We start from the raw sequence: 16,489 nt of genomic DNA on the forward strand, positions 1-16,489 counted from the left end.
CGTGCCCGTGCCCGTGCCCGCGGTCCCCGCCTCGGTCGGGGGCGAGTGGCGGACGGCGACCGTCGTCGCGCTCGAGCACCCGACGCCCGCGACCGTCCTCGTGCGCTTCGACGTGCCCGACCGGATCCCGCACCTGCCCGGCCAGCACTGCGTCGTGCGGCTGCGCGCGGAGGACGGCTACACGGCGCAGCGCTCGTACTCGATCCTCTCGGCGCCGCACGAGGCGGGCGTCGAGCTGCTGATCGAGCGCTACGAGGACGGCGAGGTCAGCGGGTTCTTCGCGGACATCGCGGAGGTGGGCGACGAGATCGAGATGCGGCTGCCCATCGGCGGCTTCTTCGTCTGGGACGGCGCGACCCCCGCCGTCGCGCTCGGCGGCGGGACCGGCGCGGTGCCGCTCGTGTCCATGCTCCGGCACGCCCGGCGCCTCGGCGTCCCGCACCTCGTCCGGGCGGCCGTCTCGGCGCGCACGGCCGCCGACGTGCCGTGCCGTGCGGAGCTCGAGGCCGCGGGGGCGCTCGTGGCGACGACGCGCGAGCGGCACGGCGCGCGCGGCTTCGGGCGGCTCAGGGTCGAGGAGGTCGCGGGGCTCGCCGCGGGCGCCGGCGTGGCGTTCGTCTGCGGATCCACCGCCTTCGCGGGCGGTGCCACGCGCCTCCTCCTCGACGCGGGGGTCGACCGCGACGCGATCCGCATCGAGCAGTTCGGCCCGTCCGGGGACTGAGGGCGCGGCCCGGTCGGCCGCTCGCGCCCCGGCGGTTCCGCTCGTGCGCGGACCGCGCCACACTGGTGCGGACGGCGACGGCGCCGCGGGGAGCGGGTGGCAGGTGGAGCGGTCGGTCGTGCTGCTGCGGGGGATCAACGTCGGGCGCGCGAAGCAGGTCCCCATGTCCGCCCTCACGGCCGCGCTCGAGGGGCTCGGCTACCGCGGCGTCCGCACGCACCTGCGCAGCGGCAACGCCGTCGTCGACCACGAGCGCCCGAGCGGGCTCGGGGCCGCGGTGGCGATCGAGGACGCCGTGCGGCTCGCCACCGGCGTCACGGCCGACGTCCACCTCGTCGCGGCGGACGACTTCCGCCGGATCGCGGCCGGGATCCCGTTCGGCCCGGTCGCCGACGATCCCTCGCGCCTCCTCGTCTCCTTCCTCGACCGCCCGCTGGATCCGGTGCCCAGCGCCCCGCCCGCCGCGTCGATCGCCCCGGACCTCGTCGCCATGGGGGACGGCGCCGTGTACTCGTGGCACCCGGACGGCGTCTCCGCCTCGCGCGTGCCCCCGGCGTTCTGGCGCGGCCTCGGCGCATCCGTGACGGCGCGCAACGCCCGGACGGTGGCCGCGCTCGTGGCGCTGCTCGACGCATGACGGGCCGCCCCGCGAGCCTCGCGAGCCATGACGCCCGCAGCCCGTCGCCGCATGCCCCCCGCACGGGGGTGGGCTCAGGCACCCGTCACGCCCCCGAGCCCGATCCCGGGCGCGGGGGCCTCCTCACGGCGCGGACGGGGGGATAGGTTCGTGGACGTGAGCAGATTCGCGGACCGCTGGAAGTCCCACATCCTGGAGACGTTCTCCGCGGATGCCGAGGGGCGGCCCCAGTGGATCCAGGACCTGGAGAAGGGCGACGACGAGGGCTGGTTCGGCCCCGGCTCCGCCGTCTGGGCCGTGCACGGCGGGATGCCGTCGCTCGTCGCCGGGATCCGCGCCCTCCTCATGCAGACGCTCCACCCGGGCGCCATGGCCGGTGTCCACGACTGGTCCCGATATCGCGAGGACCCGCTCGGCCGCCTCGCGGGCACGGTGCGCTGGGTCGTCACGACGTCCTTCGGCGACCGGGACACCGCCGTCGACGTGAGCCGACGCGTCCGCGGGTACCACCGCAAGGTGCAGGGCACCTTCGTCGACGGCCGCGGCGTCGAGCGCCCCTACAGCGCCAACGACCCCGACCTGCTGAGCTGGGTGCACATCGTGTTCACCGACGCGTTCCTCAGCACCCACCTGCAGTGGGGGCCGCCCATCCCCGGCGGGCCCGACCGCTACGTCGCCGAGTGGGCCAAGGCCGGCGAGCTGATGGGCGTCGAGGCGCCGCCGCGCTCCTACGCCGAGCTGCACGCCCAGATCGACGCCTTCCACGACCAGGGACTCCTCCGCGCCGACGAGCGCACCCGCGAGACGATCTCCTTCCTCCGCGAGCCGCCGCTCCGTGCGTCGATGCTGCCGGCGTACCGCGTCCTCTTCGCCGGCGCCGTGGCCTCGCTCGAGCCGCGCTACCGCGAGCTCCTCGGCCTCGACAAGGCGTCCTTCGGCCCGTTCCCGCTCCCGGCGCTCGCGTCGACCCGGGTCATGCTCGGCGTCGCCGGGCGCGTGATGGGCGAGCAGTCGACGAGCCACGAGGCCGCGCTCAAGCGCATCGCGCGGCTGCGGGGCGAGCCCGTGGCGGACGCCACGATCGACCCCTGCCCCCGCCGCGACCGCGGCGACGCCGGGCACCGGGAGCGCCCGGCGGCCTGATCCGGCCGGATCCCGCGCGTCCCGCCGTCTCCCGCCCGCGGACGGGCGATGTCGGCGGCGCGGGCTAGCGTGGACACGACATGAGCAGGCAGGACGGATCCACGAGGCGCACGTCCGACGCGAGCGCGGACGACTCCGAGGCGACCATCCTCCACGTCGACATGGACGCGTTCTTCGCGGCCGTCGAGCTGCTCGAGCGCCCGGAGCTCCGCGGCACGCCGGTCATCGTGGGCGGCTCCTCGGGCCGCGGCGTCGTCACGAGCGCCACCTACGAGGCGCGCCGCTTCGGCGTCCGCTCGGCCATGCCCATGGCGCAGGCGCTGCGCCTCTGCCCGCAGGCCACGGTCATCGGCGGGCACATGGAGAAGTACGTGCACTGGTCGATGGTCGTCATGGGCGTCTTCCGCGACGTCACGCCGCTCGTCGAGCCGCTCAGCATCGACGAGGCGTTCCTCGACGTGGCCGGCGCGCGCGGGCTCTTCGGGTCGCCGGCCGAGATCGGCGCCATGATCCGCCGCCGCGTGCACGCCGAGACGGGCCTCACCTGCTCGGTCGGCGCGGCGTCCACCAAGTTCGTCGCCAAGCTCGCGAGCACGCGGTGCAAGCCGGACGGCCTGCTCGTCATCCCCGCGGCGGAGACGCTGCCCTTCCTGCACGCGCTGCCGGTGGGCGCGCTGTGGGGCGTCGGGAAGACCACCGAGGAGTCGCTCCTCCGCCGCGGGCTCCGCACGGTCGCGGACATCGCCGACACGCCCCTGCCCACGCTGCAGTCCATGCTGGGCGAGTCCGCGGGCGCGCGGCTGCACGACCTCTCCTGGGGGCGCGACCCGCGGCGGGTCAGCACCCACCGCGAGGAGAAGAGCATGGGCCACGAGAACACGTTCCACGACGACGTGACGGATCCGGGCATCGTCCGCCGGGAGCTCCTCGGCCAGGCCACGCGCGTCGCCGAGCGGCTGCGGCGGGCCGGGCTCACCGCCCGCACGGTCTCGCTCAAGCTCCGCTACTCCGACTTCCGTACCATCACGCGCTCGCGCACGCTGTCCGAGCCCACCGACGTGGCGCGCCGCATCTACGACGAGATCCGCGACGTGTACGACCAGGTCGCGCGGCCCGGCGACCGCATCCGGCTGGTGGGCGTCCGCGCCGAGCAGCTCGACGACGCCGACAACCGCGCGGTCGCCCTGTGGGACGCCGACGAGGGCTGGCGCGAGGCCGAGCGCACGGTCGACCAGGCGGCGGAGCGCTTCGGCCGCGGCGCCATCGGCCCGGCGTCGCTCCTCCGCCGTCCGGGCGCGAAGCGCACCGCTGTGTCGGATCCGCGCTCGGAGGCGACGTCGCGCGGTACCGTCCCGGGACACCCGCCCGACTGACGAGGACCACCATGACCGATCCCGCCGCGCCCGCCCCCTCCCACCCGTCCGCCGAGGAGGGATCGCGGGCACCGGGGTCGCCGCCCGCCGGGGCGCCCGTCCCGCCGCCGGCCCCGCCCGTCGCGCCCTACGGCCTGGCGCCCGCACCGGTCCCGCCCACGCCGGCCGTCATCCCCTGGGGTCAGCCCGTCTACGCGGCGGCGCCGCCCAAGGGCCTCAGCATCACGTCGATGGTGCTGGGCCTCGTCTCGCTGGTCCTCTTCTGGACCGTCGTGTGCCCGATCGTCGGGCTCATCCTCGGCATCGTGGGCGTGCGCAAGGAGCCGGCCGGCCGCGGCTTCGCGATCACCGGGCTCGTGCTCAACGGCCTCCTGCTGCTGATCCCGGTGGCGGTGATCCTGTTCCTCCTGGCCGCGGGGACGACCGTCGCGGGTGTCGCCGCGACGAGCGGCCGCTGACCGCAGGGCGGCGTCCGCGTCGTCCTACGGCCGACCCATGCCCCGGTAGCGCCACCCGGCGGCGCGCCACGCGACGGGGTCGAGGCAGTTGCGGCCGTCGACGATGACGGGCGTGGCCACGATCGCCTTCAGCTCCGCGGGGTCGATGGCGCGGTACTGCTTCCACTCCGTCAGCACCATGACCGCGTCGGCGTCGCGCGCCGCCTCCTGCCAGGTGTCGACGTAGGTGAGCTCGGGGAACCGGCGCCGCGAGTTCTCGTTGGCATAGGGGTCCGTGGCCAGCACGCGCGCGCCCTGCAGCTGCAGCTGCGCGGAGATGCTCAGCGCGGGGGAGTCGCGCACGTCATCGGACTCCGGCTTGAAGGCGAGGCCGAGAACCGCGATGTTGCGGCCGAGCAGGGATCCTCCGCACACCTCGCGCGCCACGTCCACCGCGCGCACCCGCCGCCGCATGTTGATGGAGTCCACCTCGCGGAGGAACGTGAGCGCCTGGTCGGCCCCGAGCTCGCCCGCGCGCGCCATGAACGCGCGGATGTCCTTCGGCAGGCAGCCGCCGCCGAATCCGATACCGGCGTTCAGGAACCGGCGGCCGATGCGGTCGTCGTACCCGATGGCGTCCGCGAGCTGCGTGACGTCGGCGCCGGTCGCCTCGCACACCTCCGCCATGGCGTTGATGAAGGAGATCTTGGTCGCGAGGAACGCGTTGGCCGACACCTTGACGAGCTCCGCGGTCTCGTAGTCGGTCGTGACGCGCGCGGTCCCCGTGGCGAGGGCCGTGGCGTAGACCTCGTCGAGCGCGGCGCGGGCAGCCTCGCCGGCGTCGCCCGCGGGCAGGCCGTAGACGAAGCGGTCGGGCGTCAGCGTGTCCACGATGGCGAAGCCCTCGCGGAGGAACTCCGGGTTCCACATGAGGATCGCCCCGGGCACCCGCGCGTGGACGCGCTCGGCGAGGCGGCGCGCGGTCCCGACGGGCACAGTGGACTTGCCTGCCACCACGTCGCCGTCGGCGAGGTGGGGGATGAGCGCGTCGATCGCGGCGTCCACGTACGTGAGGTCGGCGGCGTTCTCGCCGCGCCTCTGCGGCGTCCCGACGGCGACGAAGTGGACCCGGGCTCCTGCGGCCTCGGCGATGTCCGTCGTGAACCGGAGGCGGCCCGTGGCGAGCTGCTCGGTGAGCAGCTCCGGCAGCCCGGGCTCGAAGAACGGCGCCACGCCCGACTGGAGGGCGGCGATCTTGGCCGCGTCCACGTCGACGGCGACGACCTCGTGGCCGAGCCGGCTCATGCTCGCCGCGTGGACGGCGCCGAGGTATCCGCAGCCGATGACAGAAATGCGCACGAGTGTCCGTTCCCTGGAGTTGGAGCCTCCGGCTGCACATGCGGGAACAACGTCGGCGTGCCCCCCAGCCCCGGCCAGGACGAACCTAGCACGCACGAAGGACGACGAAGGGCGGGGCCCGACGAGCGCTCGCGCGCCGCGTCGGACCCCGCCCCGGGTGCGGTGGATCAGGCCAGCAGGGCCTCCGCGGTGTCCGTCACCGGGCCGAGGATCGCGGCCGTGCGCGCGGGCAGCACGACCTCGTCGTCACCCAGCGCGACGCCCGGCGCGGTGCGCAGCAGCAGGGCGGGACGCTCGCCGACGACGGGCACGCGGCGCTCCTCGTCGGACAGGTTCACGACGATCGAGAGCTCGCCGCGGTCCATCACCAGGAGGCGCGCCTCCTCGTGCACCTCGACCTCGACCTCGGCGAACCGGGGGTCGGTGAGGTCGGGGTGCGCACGGCGGAGGCGGATCAGCTCGGAGTAGAGCGCGAACAGGCGCGCGTGCGGCGAGTCCGCGTCGGCCGCGCCGTACAGCTCCGACCAGTCGAGCTTCGAGTCCTGGAAGGTCGAGAGGTCCTGCGGGTTCGGCACGACGGACTCGTCCCAGCCCATCTTCTCGAACTCCTCGATGCGGCCCTTCGCGGTCGCCTCGCCGAGGTCGTGCTCGGGGTGCGACGTGAAGAACTGCCACGGCGTGGTCGCGCCCCACTCCTCGCCCATGAAGAGCATCGGGGTGAACGGCGACGTGAGCGTGAGGACCGCGGCCAGCGCGAGCCCGCCCTCGTCGAGCGTCGCGGTGAGGCGGTCGCCCGTCGCGCGGTTGCCGATCTGGTCGTGGTTCTGGTTCGCGACGACCAGGCGGTGCGCCGGGATCCGCTCGGTGTCGAGCGGGCGCCCGTGCACGCGGCCGCGGAACGACGACCACGTGCCGTCGTGGAAGAAGCCGCGCGTGATCACCTTGGCGAGCGCCCCGAGCGAGGCGAAGTCCGCGTAGTAGCCCGTGGTCTCGCCCGTGAGCGCGACGTGGACCGCGTGGTGGAAGTCGTCGCTCCACTGCGCGTCGAGCCCGTAGCCGTGCGCCTCGCGCGAGGTGATCAGCTTCGGGTCGTTGAGGTCGGACTCCGCGATGAGCGTGAGCGGGCGACCCACGTGCGCGGACAGCACGTCGACCTGCACCGCCAGCTCCTCGAGGAGGTGCGTGGCCGTGTGGTCGACGAGCGCGTGCACCGCATCGAGCCGGAGGGCGTCGACGTGGTAGTCGCCGAGCCACATGAGGGCGTTGTCGATGATGTACTCGCGGACGGGGCCGGAGTCCTCGCCGTCGAGGTTGAGGCTGGAGCCCCACGTGTTCGCGGACGCCTCGTGGAGGTACGGGCCGAACTCGGGCAGGTAGTTGCCCGACGGTCCGAGGTGGTTGTAGACGACGTCCTGCACGACGCCGAGGCCGCGCGCGTGGCACGCGTCGACGAAGCGCTGGTACGCCTCGGGTCCGCCGTAGGTCTCCTGCACGGCGTACCAGAGGACGCCGTCGTAGCCCCAGTTGTGCGTCCCGTTGAAGCCGTTGACCGGCAGCACCTCCACCAGGTCGACCCCGAGCGCGACGAGGTGGTCGAGCCGGTCGATGGCGGAGTCGAGCGTGCCCTCGGGCGTGAAGGTGCCGATGTGCATCTCGTAGATGACGGCGCCGGCGAGCTGGCGGCCGGTCCACGCCTGGTCCGTCCACGCGAAGGACGACGGGTCGTAGGTGCGCGAGCGGCCGTGGACGCCCTCGGGCTGGCGGCGGGAGCGCGGATCCGGCAGCGGGGTGTTGGAGTCGTCCACGAGGTAGCCGTAGTCGAGGTCGCCGGAGGGCAGGGCCTCGGCGCGCTCGGCGTCGAGGGTCCACCAGCCGTCGCCCACGGGCGAGAGCGGCAGGCGCTCGTCGCCCACGGACAGGGCGAGGGTGCGGGCCTTCGGGGCCCAGATGTCGAAGCGGTCGTCGGTCATGTCAGCTCCCGGGGGTGAGATCGGCGGCGGTGGAGGCGGGCGCGAGGATCGCGACCGGGTAGTCGGCGAGGAGGGCGGCGACGGACACGCGGCCGCCGTCGACGCGGCGTCCGCTGACGTGGTCGACGAGCTCGCCCTCGGGCAGCGTCAGGGACGTGCTGCCCCATCCGCCGCCGGTCTCGAGGCCCACGGGGAGGCGGGTCGCGACCGTGATCGCGCCGCCCCGGTCGAAGGCGATGACGTGCGACGCGGCGTCGCCGGTCGCGTGCACGGGCTCGTAGCCGGTGAACAGCTCCGGGTGGTCGCGGCGGAGGCGGAGCGCCCGCGCGGTGACCAGGAGCTTCGCGGCGCCGGTCTCGTCGATCCCGGGCTCGGCGCCCTTGAGCACGGCGTCGAGGGCGGAGCGGCGCATGCCGAAGTCGACCTCGCGGCGGTTGTCGGGATCCACGAGGCTCGTCTCCCACAGCTCGCTGCCCTGGTAGACGTCGGGCATGCCCGGGGCCGTGAGCTGGATGGCCTTGGCCGCCAGCGAGTTCGACCAGCCGGGACCGGAGAGCCGGTCGTAGAGCCCGGCGACGATGGTGCGGGCGCGCGGGTCGTCGAAGGCGGCGTCGACGAGGGCGTGCATGCGCTCCTCGAAGGCCTCGTCGGGCGCGGTCCACATGGTCGAGTCGCCGGCCTCGCGGGAGGCCTTCTCGGCGTACGCGTGCAGGCGCTCGCGCGAGGCGGGCCAGGTGCCGACGAGCGTCTGCCAGAGCAGGTTCTCGAACGGGCCGTCGCCGGTCGGGGCGACCTCGCGCAGCTGGCCGAGCGCGTCGCGCCAGGCCTCGGGCGTCTCGGAGAGCACGTCGATGCGGGCGCGCACGTCCTCGCCGCGCTTGGTGTCGTGCGTCGACAGCGTGGTCATCGCGTGCGGCGCGATGCGCTGGCGCTCCTGCTGGCGCGCGTGGAAGTCGTCGACGTCGATCGCGAAGATCGACGGGTCCGCGCCGACCTCGTTGAGCGAGACGAGGCGCGAGTAGCGGTAGAACGCCGTGTCCTCGACGCCCTTCGCCATCACCATGCCGCTCGTCTGCTGGAAGCGCTGCGCCACGAGCGTCGTCGGGTCGGACAGCTGCGGCATGAGCGCGCCGATGGTCGCGACGAGGTCCGGCCGGCTGAGGCGGGCGGCGTCGGCGGCCTGCTCGAGGTGCTCGATCCCGCCGGGCAGGTAGCTGCGGTAGACGGGGAAGGTGGCGAGCAGCTCGGCGATGGCGTCCGCGGCGTCGGCGGGCGCGTCCTCCACGAGGCGCTCGAGGCGGAGCACCTCGCTGCGGAGGATCCCGTCGGCGATGGCGCGCTTCGTGCCGCGGATCATGTCGGCCCAGTTCGTGAGCTCGCCCTGGGGCAGGCCGCGGAGCGCGGCGTCGAGGTGGTCGAGCTCGACCTGGCCGTCGGGGTCGACGAGCACGCGGTCGATCTCCGCGAGCGCGTCGTAGCCCGTCGTGCCGGCGGTCGCCCAGTCGGTGGGCAGCGTCTCGCCGGGCTCGAGGATCTTCTCCACGAGCACGTACGCTCCGCCCGTGAGCCGCGCCAGGTCGTCGAGGTAGCCCTTCGGGTCGAGCAGGCCGTCCGGGTGGTCGACCCGGAGGCCGTCCGCGAGGCCCTCGCGGAACCAGCGGGAGATCTCCTCGTGCGACTCCTCGAAGACCCGCGGGAGCTCGACGCGGATGCCCGCGAGCGTGTTGACCGCGAAGAAGCGGCGGTAGTTGAGCTCGGCGTCCGCGCGGCGCCAGTTGACGAGCTCGTAGGACTGGCGCTCGTGCACCGTGCGGGCGTCCGCCGCGTCCTCGGCCGTGCCGGGCGCGACGGGGAACCGCTGGTCGTAGTACCGGAGCTCGACCGTGCCGTCGTCGCCGCGGGCCAGCTGCAGCTGGTCGAGCTCGTCGTCGCCGTCGCCGAGCACGGGGATCCGCACCTTGCCGCGGCCGAAGTCCCAGTCGATGTCGAAGGCGTCCGCGTAGCGGCTCGCGGTGCCGTGCGTGAGGAGGTCCCACCACCACAGGCTCTCCACGGGCGTGGCGACGCCGACGTGGTTCGGGACGATGTCGACGAGCACCCCCATCCCCAGCTCGTGGGCCCGGTCGGCGACGGCCTTCAGGCCCGCGGCCCCGCCGCGCGTCGGGTCGACCTGCGAGTGGTCGACAACGTCGTAGCCGTGGTCGGATCCGGGCTCGGCCGTGAGGATCGGGCTGAGGTACACCCAGTCCGCGCCGAGGTCCTTCACGTAGGGCAGCTGCTCGGCCACGGCGGCGAGGTCGAACGACTCCCGCACCTGGAACCGGTAGGTGGAGATGGGGGTTCTCAACTGATGTCGCTCCTTGGATCTGCGGCGGGCCGGTCGGCCTGCGAGTGGGTGAGGACGGCGAGGCTGGCCGCGACCGAGTGGTCGGGCTCCACCTCGGGCTCGGTGTAGGCGCGCAGCACCACGAGCGCCTTGGCCGCCACATCCACGACGCTACTCGCGCGGAGGGCCGTCGAGTCGGCTCCGACGCCCGCGGTGTCGATCACGGTCTCCCACGCGTCCGCGTACTCGTCCGACGGGAGCGTGAAGGACACCGGCTCGTCGTGCGCGTTGAAGTAGAGGAGGAAGTGGGTGTCGTAGATGTCCTCGCCGCGGCGGTCGCGCCCGCGGATCCCGTTGCCGTTGAGGAACATGCCGATGGCGCGGAGGCCGGACTCCCAGTCGTCGTCGACCATCGGCGTCGCGTCGGCGTCGAGCCACACGATGTCGGGGAGCGGCTCGCCCTCGCCGCGGCGCACGGGCCGGCCGTCGAAGAAGCGCCCGCGCCGGAAGGTCGGGTGCTCCTTGCGGAGGCGCACGACGCTCGCGGTGAACTCCGCGAGCGGCTGGTCGGCCTGGTCCCAGTGCACCCAGCTGATCTCGTTGTCCTGCGCGTAGGTGTTGTTGTTGCCCTGCTGGGTGCGGCCGAGCTCGTCGCCGTGCAGGATCATCGGCACGCCCTGCGAGAGCAGCATCGTGGCGAGCATGTTGCGCTGCTGGCGGCCGCGGAGCGTGGCGATCACCGGGTCGTCCGTCGGACCCTCGACGCCCATGTTCCACGAGCGGTTGTGGCTCTCGCCGTCGTTGTTGTCCTCGCCGTTGGCCTCGTTGTGCTTCTCGTTGTACGAGACCAGGTCGGCGATGGTGAAGCCGTCGTGTGCGGTGATGAAGTTGATCGACGCGACCGGGCGGCGGCCGGAGTGCTCGTAGAGGTCGGCGGAGCCCGTGATCCGCGCCGCGAACTCCCCGAGGGACGACGCCTCGCCGCGCCAGAAGTCGCGCACGGTGTCGCGGTACTTGCCGTTCCACTCGGTCCACTGGGGCGGGAAGTTGCCCACCTGGTACCCGCCGGGGCCGACGTCCCACGGCTCCGCGATGAGCTTGACCTGCGACACCACCGGGTCCTGCTGCACGAGCTCGAAGAAGGTGGCGAGCTTGTCGACGTCGTAGAACTCGCGCGCGAGCGCCGACGCGAGGTCGAAGCGGAAGCCGTCGACGTGCATCTCGGTCACCCAGTAGCGCAGCGAGTCCATGATCAGCTGCAGCGAGTGCGGGTGGCGGACGTTGAGCGAGTTGCCGGTGCCCGTGTAGTCCATGTAGTAGGTGGGGTCGTCCTCCATGAGCCGGTAGTAGGCCTGGTTGTCGATGCCCTTGAACGAGAGCGTCGGCCCGAGGTGGTTGCCCTCGGCCGTGTGGTTGTAGACCACGTCGAGGATGACCTCGATGCCGGCCGCGTGCAGCGCCCGCACCATGGACTTGAACTCCTGCACCTGCTGGCCGAGCTCGCCCGTGGACGAGTACGCGTTGTGCGGCGCGAAGAACCCGATCGTGTTGTAGCCCCAGTAGTTGCGGAGGCCCTTCTCCAGCAGCGTGTTGTCCTGCACGAACTGGTGCACGGGCATGAGCTCGATGGCGGTGACGCCGAGGTGCTGCAGGTGGTCGATGACCGCGGGGTGCGCGATGCCGGCGTACGTGCCGCGCAGCTCCTCGGGGATCCGCGGGTGCAGCTGGGTGAGCCCCTTGACGTGCGCCTCGTAGACGACGGTCTCGCTGTAGGGCGTTCGGGGGAGGCGGTCGCCGTCCCAATCGAAGAACGGGTTGACGACGACGCCGAGCATCATGTGCGGAGCCGAGTCCTCGTCGTTGCGGCTGGACGGGTCGCCGAACTCGTAGGCGAACAGCGACGGGTGCCAGTCGAACTCGCCGCAGGTGGCCTTGGCGTAGGGGTCAAGCAGGAGCTTCGCGGGGTTCGACCGGTGGCCGTTCTCCGGCTCGTAGGGCGCGGTCACCCGGTAGCCGTAGCGCTGGCCCGGCTGCACGTGCGGGAGGTAGCAGTGCCAGACGTGGGCGTCGACCTCGGTCACGTCCACGCGGGTCTCGGTGCCGTCCTCGTCGATGAGGCACAGCTGCACGGCGTCGGCGATCTCGCTGAAGAGGGCGAAGTTCGTGCCGCTCCCGTCGAAGGTCGCGCCGAGGGGGTAGGGGTTTCCGGGCCAGGTGTGCAAGTGGTCCTCCAGTTGGGTCGACTCGTCCACCGGCGGGGCGCGCGTGCGCGGGTCCGTCGGGGGCGGGGCAGGCGGTGGATCCGCGTGGGCCGCAACGGCGGGAGGCCGGATGCGACGCAGCGACGCACCAGGGGCGAGGGTACCGCGAGGACCCGGATCGACCCGCATCCTCCGCGGGCCCGCGGGGTACGGTGGGACCCATGACCAACCTCGTCGCACAGCTCGCAGAGAACGTGAAGAACGCCGGAGTGGGGACGGTCTACGGCGACCCCCTCGACATCGACGGCTCGACCATCGTGCCGGTGGCATTCGCCTGGTACGGCTTCGGCGGGGGCAGCGACCTGCCCGACTCCGACGGCAACGTCGCGGGCGGCGGCGGGGGCGGCGGCGCGACCTGGCCCATCGGCGCGTACATCGCGACCGACGGCGAGGTGCGCTTCCAGCCGAACGTGATCGCGCTGCTCGCGGTCGCGACGCCCGTCATCTGGATCTCGGGCAAGGTGCTCGTCAAGCTCATCAAGACGCTCAAGTAGCGCCTCCCCACCGTCCGCCGCGGAGCGCGGGTGCCCTCGGGCGTCCGCGCTCCCGTGCGTCCGGGGCGTGCCGCTCGCGCTAGGATCGCGGTGAACACGGGAGTCCGGTGAGCCGGGCTGAGAGGAAGATCCCCAATCTTCGACCGTCGAACCTGATCTGGATCATGCCAGCGCAGGGAGGCTTTCATCTCGTACCCGTGCCCTCTTCCGCATACCAGAAGGGCACGACAAGTGACCGCATCACCCTCGTCCACCGCATCCGCCTCCGTCGACGCGGACCCCCGCGTCCCGCGCTCCGGCCTCCGGGCCCGCTGGCGCGTCATCGACATCGTCGTGGCCAGCGTCCTCGGCGTCGCCTCCGGGCTCGTCTTCGTCGTCTGGAACACGGCGTCCGTCCCCGTCAGCGGCCTCTTCGAGCCCCTCCTCCCGGGTCTCCAGGCCCTGGCCGGCGGCGGGTGGCTCTTCGCCGGCGTCCTCACCGGCATCGTGATCCGCAAGCCCGGCGCCGCCCTCTACGGCGAGCTGCTGGCGGCGTTCGTCTCGATGCTCGTCGGCAACGTGTGGGGCGTCGGGACGCTGCTCTCGGGCCTCACGCAGGGGCTCGGCGCGGAGCTCGTCCTCCTCGTCTTCCTCTACGCGAACTGGCGGGCCTACGTCGCCGTCCTCGCGGGCATGGGCGCGGGGCTCGGCATGGCGATCACCGACCTCATCACCTACTACCCGGGATCCAGCCCCCTGTTCGTCGCGATCTACACCGGCGCGGCGCTCGTGTCCGGCGCTGTGATCGCGGGCATGCTGTCCTGGCTCGTGGCGCGGGCGCTCGCCCGCACGGGCGCGCTGTCGCGCTTCGCCTCGGGCCGCGACACCGCGGCCCGCGTCTGACCGTGCGGCGTCCGGGCCGCGGGGCGCCGCCCGCCCGGGTCCCGCTCCCCGGCGTGGAGGTTTCGGCCGACGTCCGCGGCGGGGCGTCCGTCCGCGCCGCCGGGTGGGGCTGGCGCCACGCCGGCCGGAGCGCCTGGGCCGTGCGCGACGTCGACCTGGCGATCGAGCCGGGGGAGCGCGTGCTCCTGCTCGGCGCGTCCGGGGCCGGCAAGACGACGCTCATGCACGCGCTGGCCGGGGTCCTCGGCGGCGACGACGAGGGCGAGACGCGCGGATCCCTGCTCGTGGACGGCCGCGATCCGGCGTCCCAGCGGGGCCGCGCCGGGCTCGTCCTGCAGGACCCGGACGCCCAGGTGATCCTCTCCCGCGTGGGCGACGACGTCGCGTTCGGCTGCGAGAACCTCGGCGTCCCGCGCGACGAGATCTGGCCGCGCGTGCGCACCGCTCTCGACGCCGTCGGCCTCGACGTCGCGCTCGATCGCTCGACGACCGCGCTGTCCGGCGGGCAGAAGCAGCGGCTCGCCCTCGCCGGCGTGCTGGCGATGCGGCCGGGGCTCCTCCTCCTCGACGAGCCCACCGCGAACCTCGACCCCGAGGGCGTCGGCGAGGTCCGCCGGGCCGTGGAGGCGGTGGTCGAGGCGACCGGCGCGACGCTCGTCGTCATCGAGCACCGCGTCGCCGTGTGGCGGGACCTGGTCGACCGCGTGGTCGTCCTCGCCGCCGACGGCGGGATCCTCGCCGACGGCGCACCGGACGACGTCCTCCGCGAGCAGGGCGCGTCGCTCGCCGCGGTCGGCGTCTGGGTCCCCGGGCGCGAGCCCGCGGCGCCCGTCCGCGTGGCCGCCGCCCCCGTGCCGCTCGTGCGGGCGGAGGGCCTCGCCGTCGGGCGGGGTCGCGGCGCGGCCGTGGCCGACGCGATCGGCGTCCGCCTCTCCGCGGGCCGGACCACCGCGCTCACCGGCCCCAACGGCGGCGGCAAGAGCACGCTCGCCCTGACGCTCGGCGGCCTGCTGCCTCCGTCGTCGGGCCGCGTCCGCGCCGAGCCGCGGCTGGCCGACGGCCTGGCCGAGGATCCCGCCGCCTGGCGCTCCCGCGAGCTCGCCGCCCGCATCGGCACCGTCTTCCAGGATCCCGAGCACCAGTTCCTCGCCGCCACCGTGCGCGAAGAGCTCGAGGTCGGCCCGCGCGCCGTGGGCATGGACCCGGCGGAGGCCGCGCGCCGCGTCGACGAGCTGCTCGTCCGCCTGCGGCTCGACGGCCTCGCGCGGGCGAACCCGTTCACGCTCTCCGGCGGGGAGAAGCGCCGCCTGTCGGTGGCGACGGCCCTCGCGACCGCGCCGCGCCTCCTCGTCCTCGACGAGCCGACCTTCGGGCAGGACGCCCGCACGTGGGCCGAGCTCGTGGCGCTCCTCGCCGACCTGGTCGACCGCGAGGGCGTCGGGGTGCTCGCCGTGACGCACGACGCGGACCTCGTCCGCGCGCTCGCGGACGACGTGCTGCGCCTCGATCCCGTCCCCGGCGGGCCCGCGCGGCTCGAGGTCGTGCGATGAGCGCCGCGCCGCCCGAGGTCCTGCCCGCTTCCCGCGCCACGGGTCTCGCGTCGGTGAACCCGGTCGCCCGGCTCGCCGCCGCCCTCGCGCTGACGCTCGTCCTCGTGCTCAGCCTCGACGTCGTGTCCGCCGGCACGGCGCTCCTGCTGGAGCTGCTGCTCCTGCCCGCCACGGGGATCCGGCCGCGCGCGCTCCTCGTGCGCGGCATCCCCATCTGGATCGCGGCGCCCGGTGCAGGGATCACGATCCTGCTGTACGGCCGCACGTCGGGCGACGTGTACGCCCAGTTCCTCCTCGTGGTGATCAGCGAGGGCTCGGTGCTGCTCGCGGTCGCCACGACGCTCCGCGTGCTCGCGATCGGCGTGGCGTCGCTGATCCTCTTCTCCTCCGTCGACCCGACGGACCTCGCCGACGGCCTCGCGCAGGTGTGGCGCCTGCCGTCGCGCTTCGTCCTCGGGGCCCTCGCGGGCGTCCGTCTGGTCGGCCTGCTCCTCGACGACTGGCGGTCCCTGGAGCTCGCGCGCCGTGCGCGCGGCGTGGCCGACCGGGGCCGGGTCCGCCGCTTCGCCGGCCAGGCGTTCGCGCTGCTCGTGCTCTCGATCCGCCGCGGCAGCAAGCTCGCGACCGCGATGGAGGCGCGCGGCTTCGGCGGTCCGGGGGCCCGGACGTGGGCCCGGCCCAGTGTCGTCGGGCGGCGCGAGGCCCTCGTGCTGGCCGTCGCGGTGCTGGTGGCCGCCGCGTCCGTGACGGCGTCGGTGGCGGCCGGGACGTGGGACTTCATTGCGGCCTGACGCGGGGGAGCGGCGCCCGGCGCTGGTCCTCGTCGACGGCCCGTCCGGATCCGGCAAGTCCACCCTCGCGGACGCCCTCATCCGCGAGGGCGACCCCGCCGCGCACCTGGCGCCCGGTGCGCAGCTCCTCCGCCTCGACGACGTCTACCCGGGCTGGGACGGCCTGGAGGCCGCCTCGCGCCACCTCGAGGCCGTGCTCCCGGAGATGCGCCCGGGCGGTCGACCTCGGTGGCGCCGCTGGGACTGGGCGGCTGACGCCCCCGCGGGATGGCACGACCTGGATCCGGCCCGCCCGCTCGTCGTCGAGGGCTGCGGCTCCCTCACCCGCGTCTCCGCCCGCCTCGCCACCCGCCGCGTGTGGGTGGAGGCCGACGACGCCGTGCGCCGGTCCCGCGCCATCGCCCGCGACGGCGCGTCCTTCGCCGTCGAGTGGGAGCGGTGGGACGCCCAGTGGCGCGCCCACCTCGCGCGGGAGGATCCGCGTGCCCTGGCCGACGTCGTCGTGCGCACGGACGCCGTCGCGACGGCCGGGTAGCCTGAGC

At 74.1% G+C, this 16,489-nt stretch carries 14 protein-coding genes and 1 riboswitch; of the genes, 10 read left to right on the plus strand and 4 right to left on the minus strand.

Features of this window, described 5'->3' with window-relative positions; all coding sequences use genetic code 11:
* Position 1: 1 nt before the first annotated feature.
* The 5 genes from ACT7CP_RS07035 (at position 2) to ACT7CP_RS07055 (ending at position 4,335) form a co-directional block, all read left to right on the plus strand.
* Complete coding sequence (locus tag ACT7CP_RS07035; RefSeq protein WP_445443886.1) at positions 2-724, plus strand: FAD-binding oxidoreductase; 723 nt, start codon at positions 2-4, stop codon at positions 722-724.
* Positions 725-827: 103 nt separating this feature from the next.
* Positions 828-1,361, plus strand: coding sequence for a DUF1697 domain-containing protein (locus ACT7CP_RS07040; RefSeq protein WP_445443887.1), 534 nt, complete (start codon positions 828-830; stop codon positions 1,359-1,361).
* A gap of 150 nt (positions 1,362-1,511) precedes the next feature.
* Positions 1,512-2,504 (plus strand): oxygenase MpaB family protein, encoded by a 993-nt coding sequence (locus ACT7CP_RS07045; RefSeq protein WP_445443888.1) that lies wholly within the window; start codon positions 1,512-1,514, stop codon positions 2,502-2,504.
* Positions 2,505-2,584: 80 nt separating this feature from the next.
* Positions 2,585-3,877 carry a DNA polymerase IV gene (locus ACT7CP_RS07050; RefSeq protein ID WP_445443889.1) on the plus strand — a complete coding sequence of 431 codons (1,293 nt, stop codon included), beginning with the start codon at positions 2,585-2,587 and terminating at the stop codon, positions 3,875-3,877.
* A gap of 11 nt (positions 3,878-3,888) precedes the next feature.
* The gene (locus ACT7CP_RS07055) at positions 3,889-4,335 is read left to right on the plus strand and encodes a DUF4190 domain-containing protein (protein WP_445443890.1); all 447 of its coding nucleotides are present in this window, start codon (positions 3,889-3,891) and stop codon (positions 4,333-4,335) included.
* Positions 4,336-4,359: 24 nt separating this feature from the next.
* On the opposite strand, the gene ACT7CP_RS07060 is transcribed toward ACT7CP_RS07055, so the two are convergent.
* From ACT7CP_RS07060 to glgX, 4 genes are all read right to left on the minus strand, one after another.
* Entirely contained in the window at positions 4,360-5,673 is a 1,314-nt protein-coding gene (locus ACT7CP_RS07060) for a UDP-glucose dehydrogenase family protein (protein ID WP_445443891.1), read from the minus strand.
* A gap of 167 nt (positions 5,674-5,840) precedes the next feature.
* The gene (gene treZ / locus ACT7CP_RS07065) at positions 5,841-7,643 is read right to left on the minus strand and encodes a malto-oligosyltrehalose trehalohydrolase (RefSeq protein ID WP_445443892.1); all 1,803 of its coding nucleotides are present in this window, start codon (positions 7,641-7,643) and stop codon (positions 5,841-5,843) included.
* Position 7,644: 1 nt separating this feature from the next.
* Positions 7,645-9,990 (minus strand): malto-oligosyltrehalose synthase, encoded by a 2,346-nt coding sequence (gene treY, locus ACT7CP_RS07070; protein WP_445443893.1) that lies wholly within the window; start codon positions 9,988-9,990, stop codon positions 7,645-7,647.
* Positions 9,987-12,191, minus strand: coding sequence for a glycogen debranching protein GlgX (glgX, locus tag ACT7CP_RS07075; protein WP_413963199.1), 2,205 nt, complete (start codon positions 12,189-12,191; stop codon positions 9,987-9,989). Before glgX ends, treY begins: the two co-directional genes overlap by 4 nt.
* 200 nt (positions 12,192-12,391) lie before the next feature.
* Here glgX and ACT7CP_RS07080 point away from each other — a divergent pair, with 200 nt between their 5' ends.
* The 5 genes from ACT7CP_RS07080 to ACT7CP_RS07100 all read left to right on the plus strand — a co-directional run bounded on the left by ACT7CP_RS07080 (position 12,392) and on the right by ACT7CP_RS07100 (position 16,482).
* On the plus strand, positions 12,392-12,724 hold the full coding sequence (locus ACT7CP_RS07080; protein WP_012038119.1) for a hypothetical protein: 333 nt from the start codon (positions 12,392-12,394) through the stop codon (positions 12,722-12,724).
* A gap of 95 nt (positions 12,725-12,819) precedes the next feature.
* Positions 12,820-12,920: riboswitch (TPP riboswitch) on the plus strand.
* A gap of 35 nt (positions 12,921-12,955) precedes the next feature.
* Positions 12,956-13,606, plus strand: coding sequence for an ECF transporter S component (locus ACT7CP_RS07085; protein WP_445443894.1), 651 nt, complete (start codon positions 12,956-12,958; stop codon positions 13,604-13,606).
* A 2-nt stretch (positions 13,607-13,608) separates the two neighbouring features.
* Positions 13,609-15,156 carry an ABC transporter ATP-binding protein gene (locus ACT7CP_RS07090; RefSeq protein ID WP_445443895.1) on the plus strand — a complete coding sequence of 516 codons (1,548 nt, stop codon included), beginning with the start codon at positions 13,609-13,611 and terminating at the stop codon, positions 15,154-15,156.
* Entirely contained in the window at positions 15,153-15,947 is a 795-nt protein-coding gene (locus tag ACT7CP_RS07095; protein ID WP_445443896.1) for an energy-coupling factor transporter transmembrane component T family protein, read from the plus strand. Before ACT7CP_RS07090 ends, ACT7CP_RS07095 begins: the two co-directional genes overlap by 4 nt.
* Positions 15,937-16,482, plus strand: a complete 546-nt coding sequence (locus tag ACT7CP_RS07100) for a nucleoside/nucleotide kinase family protein (RefSeq protein ID WP_413963194.1) — start codon at positions 15,937-15,939, stop codon at positions 16,480-16,482. Before ACT7CP_RS07095 ends, ACT7CP_RS07100 begins: the two co-directional genes overlap by 11 nt.
* Positions 16,483-16,489: the final 7 nt, after the last annotated feature.

Source organism: Clavibacter rahimiani (genome assembly GCF_052654495.1).

What these genes read in the sequence shown, in the direction of transcription:
- ACT7CP_RS07050 (WP_445443889.1), top strand. Translation starts at nt 2,585, where the DNA reads ATGAGCAGGCAGGACGGATCCACGAGGCGCACGTCCGACGCGAGCGCG.
- ACT7CP_RS07055 (WP_445443890.1), top strand. Translation starts at nt 3,889, where the DNA reads ATGACCGATCCCGCCGCGCCCGCCCCCTCCCACCCGTCCGCCGAGGAG.
- treZ (WP_445443892.1), bottom strand. Translation starts at nt 7,643, where the DNA reads ATGACCGACGACCGCTTCGACATCTGGGCCCCGAAGGCCCGCACCCTC.
- ACT7CP_RS07080 (WP_012038119.1), top strand. Translation starts at nt 12,392, where the DNA reads ATGACCAACCTCGTCGCACAGCTCGCAGAGAACGTGAAGAACGCCGGA.
- ACT7CP_RS07095 (WP_445443896.1), top strand. Translation starts at nt 15,153, where the DNA reads ATGAGCGCCGCGCCGCCCGAGGTCCTGCCCGCTTCCCGCGCCACGGGT.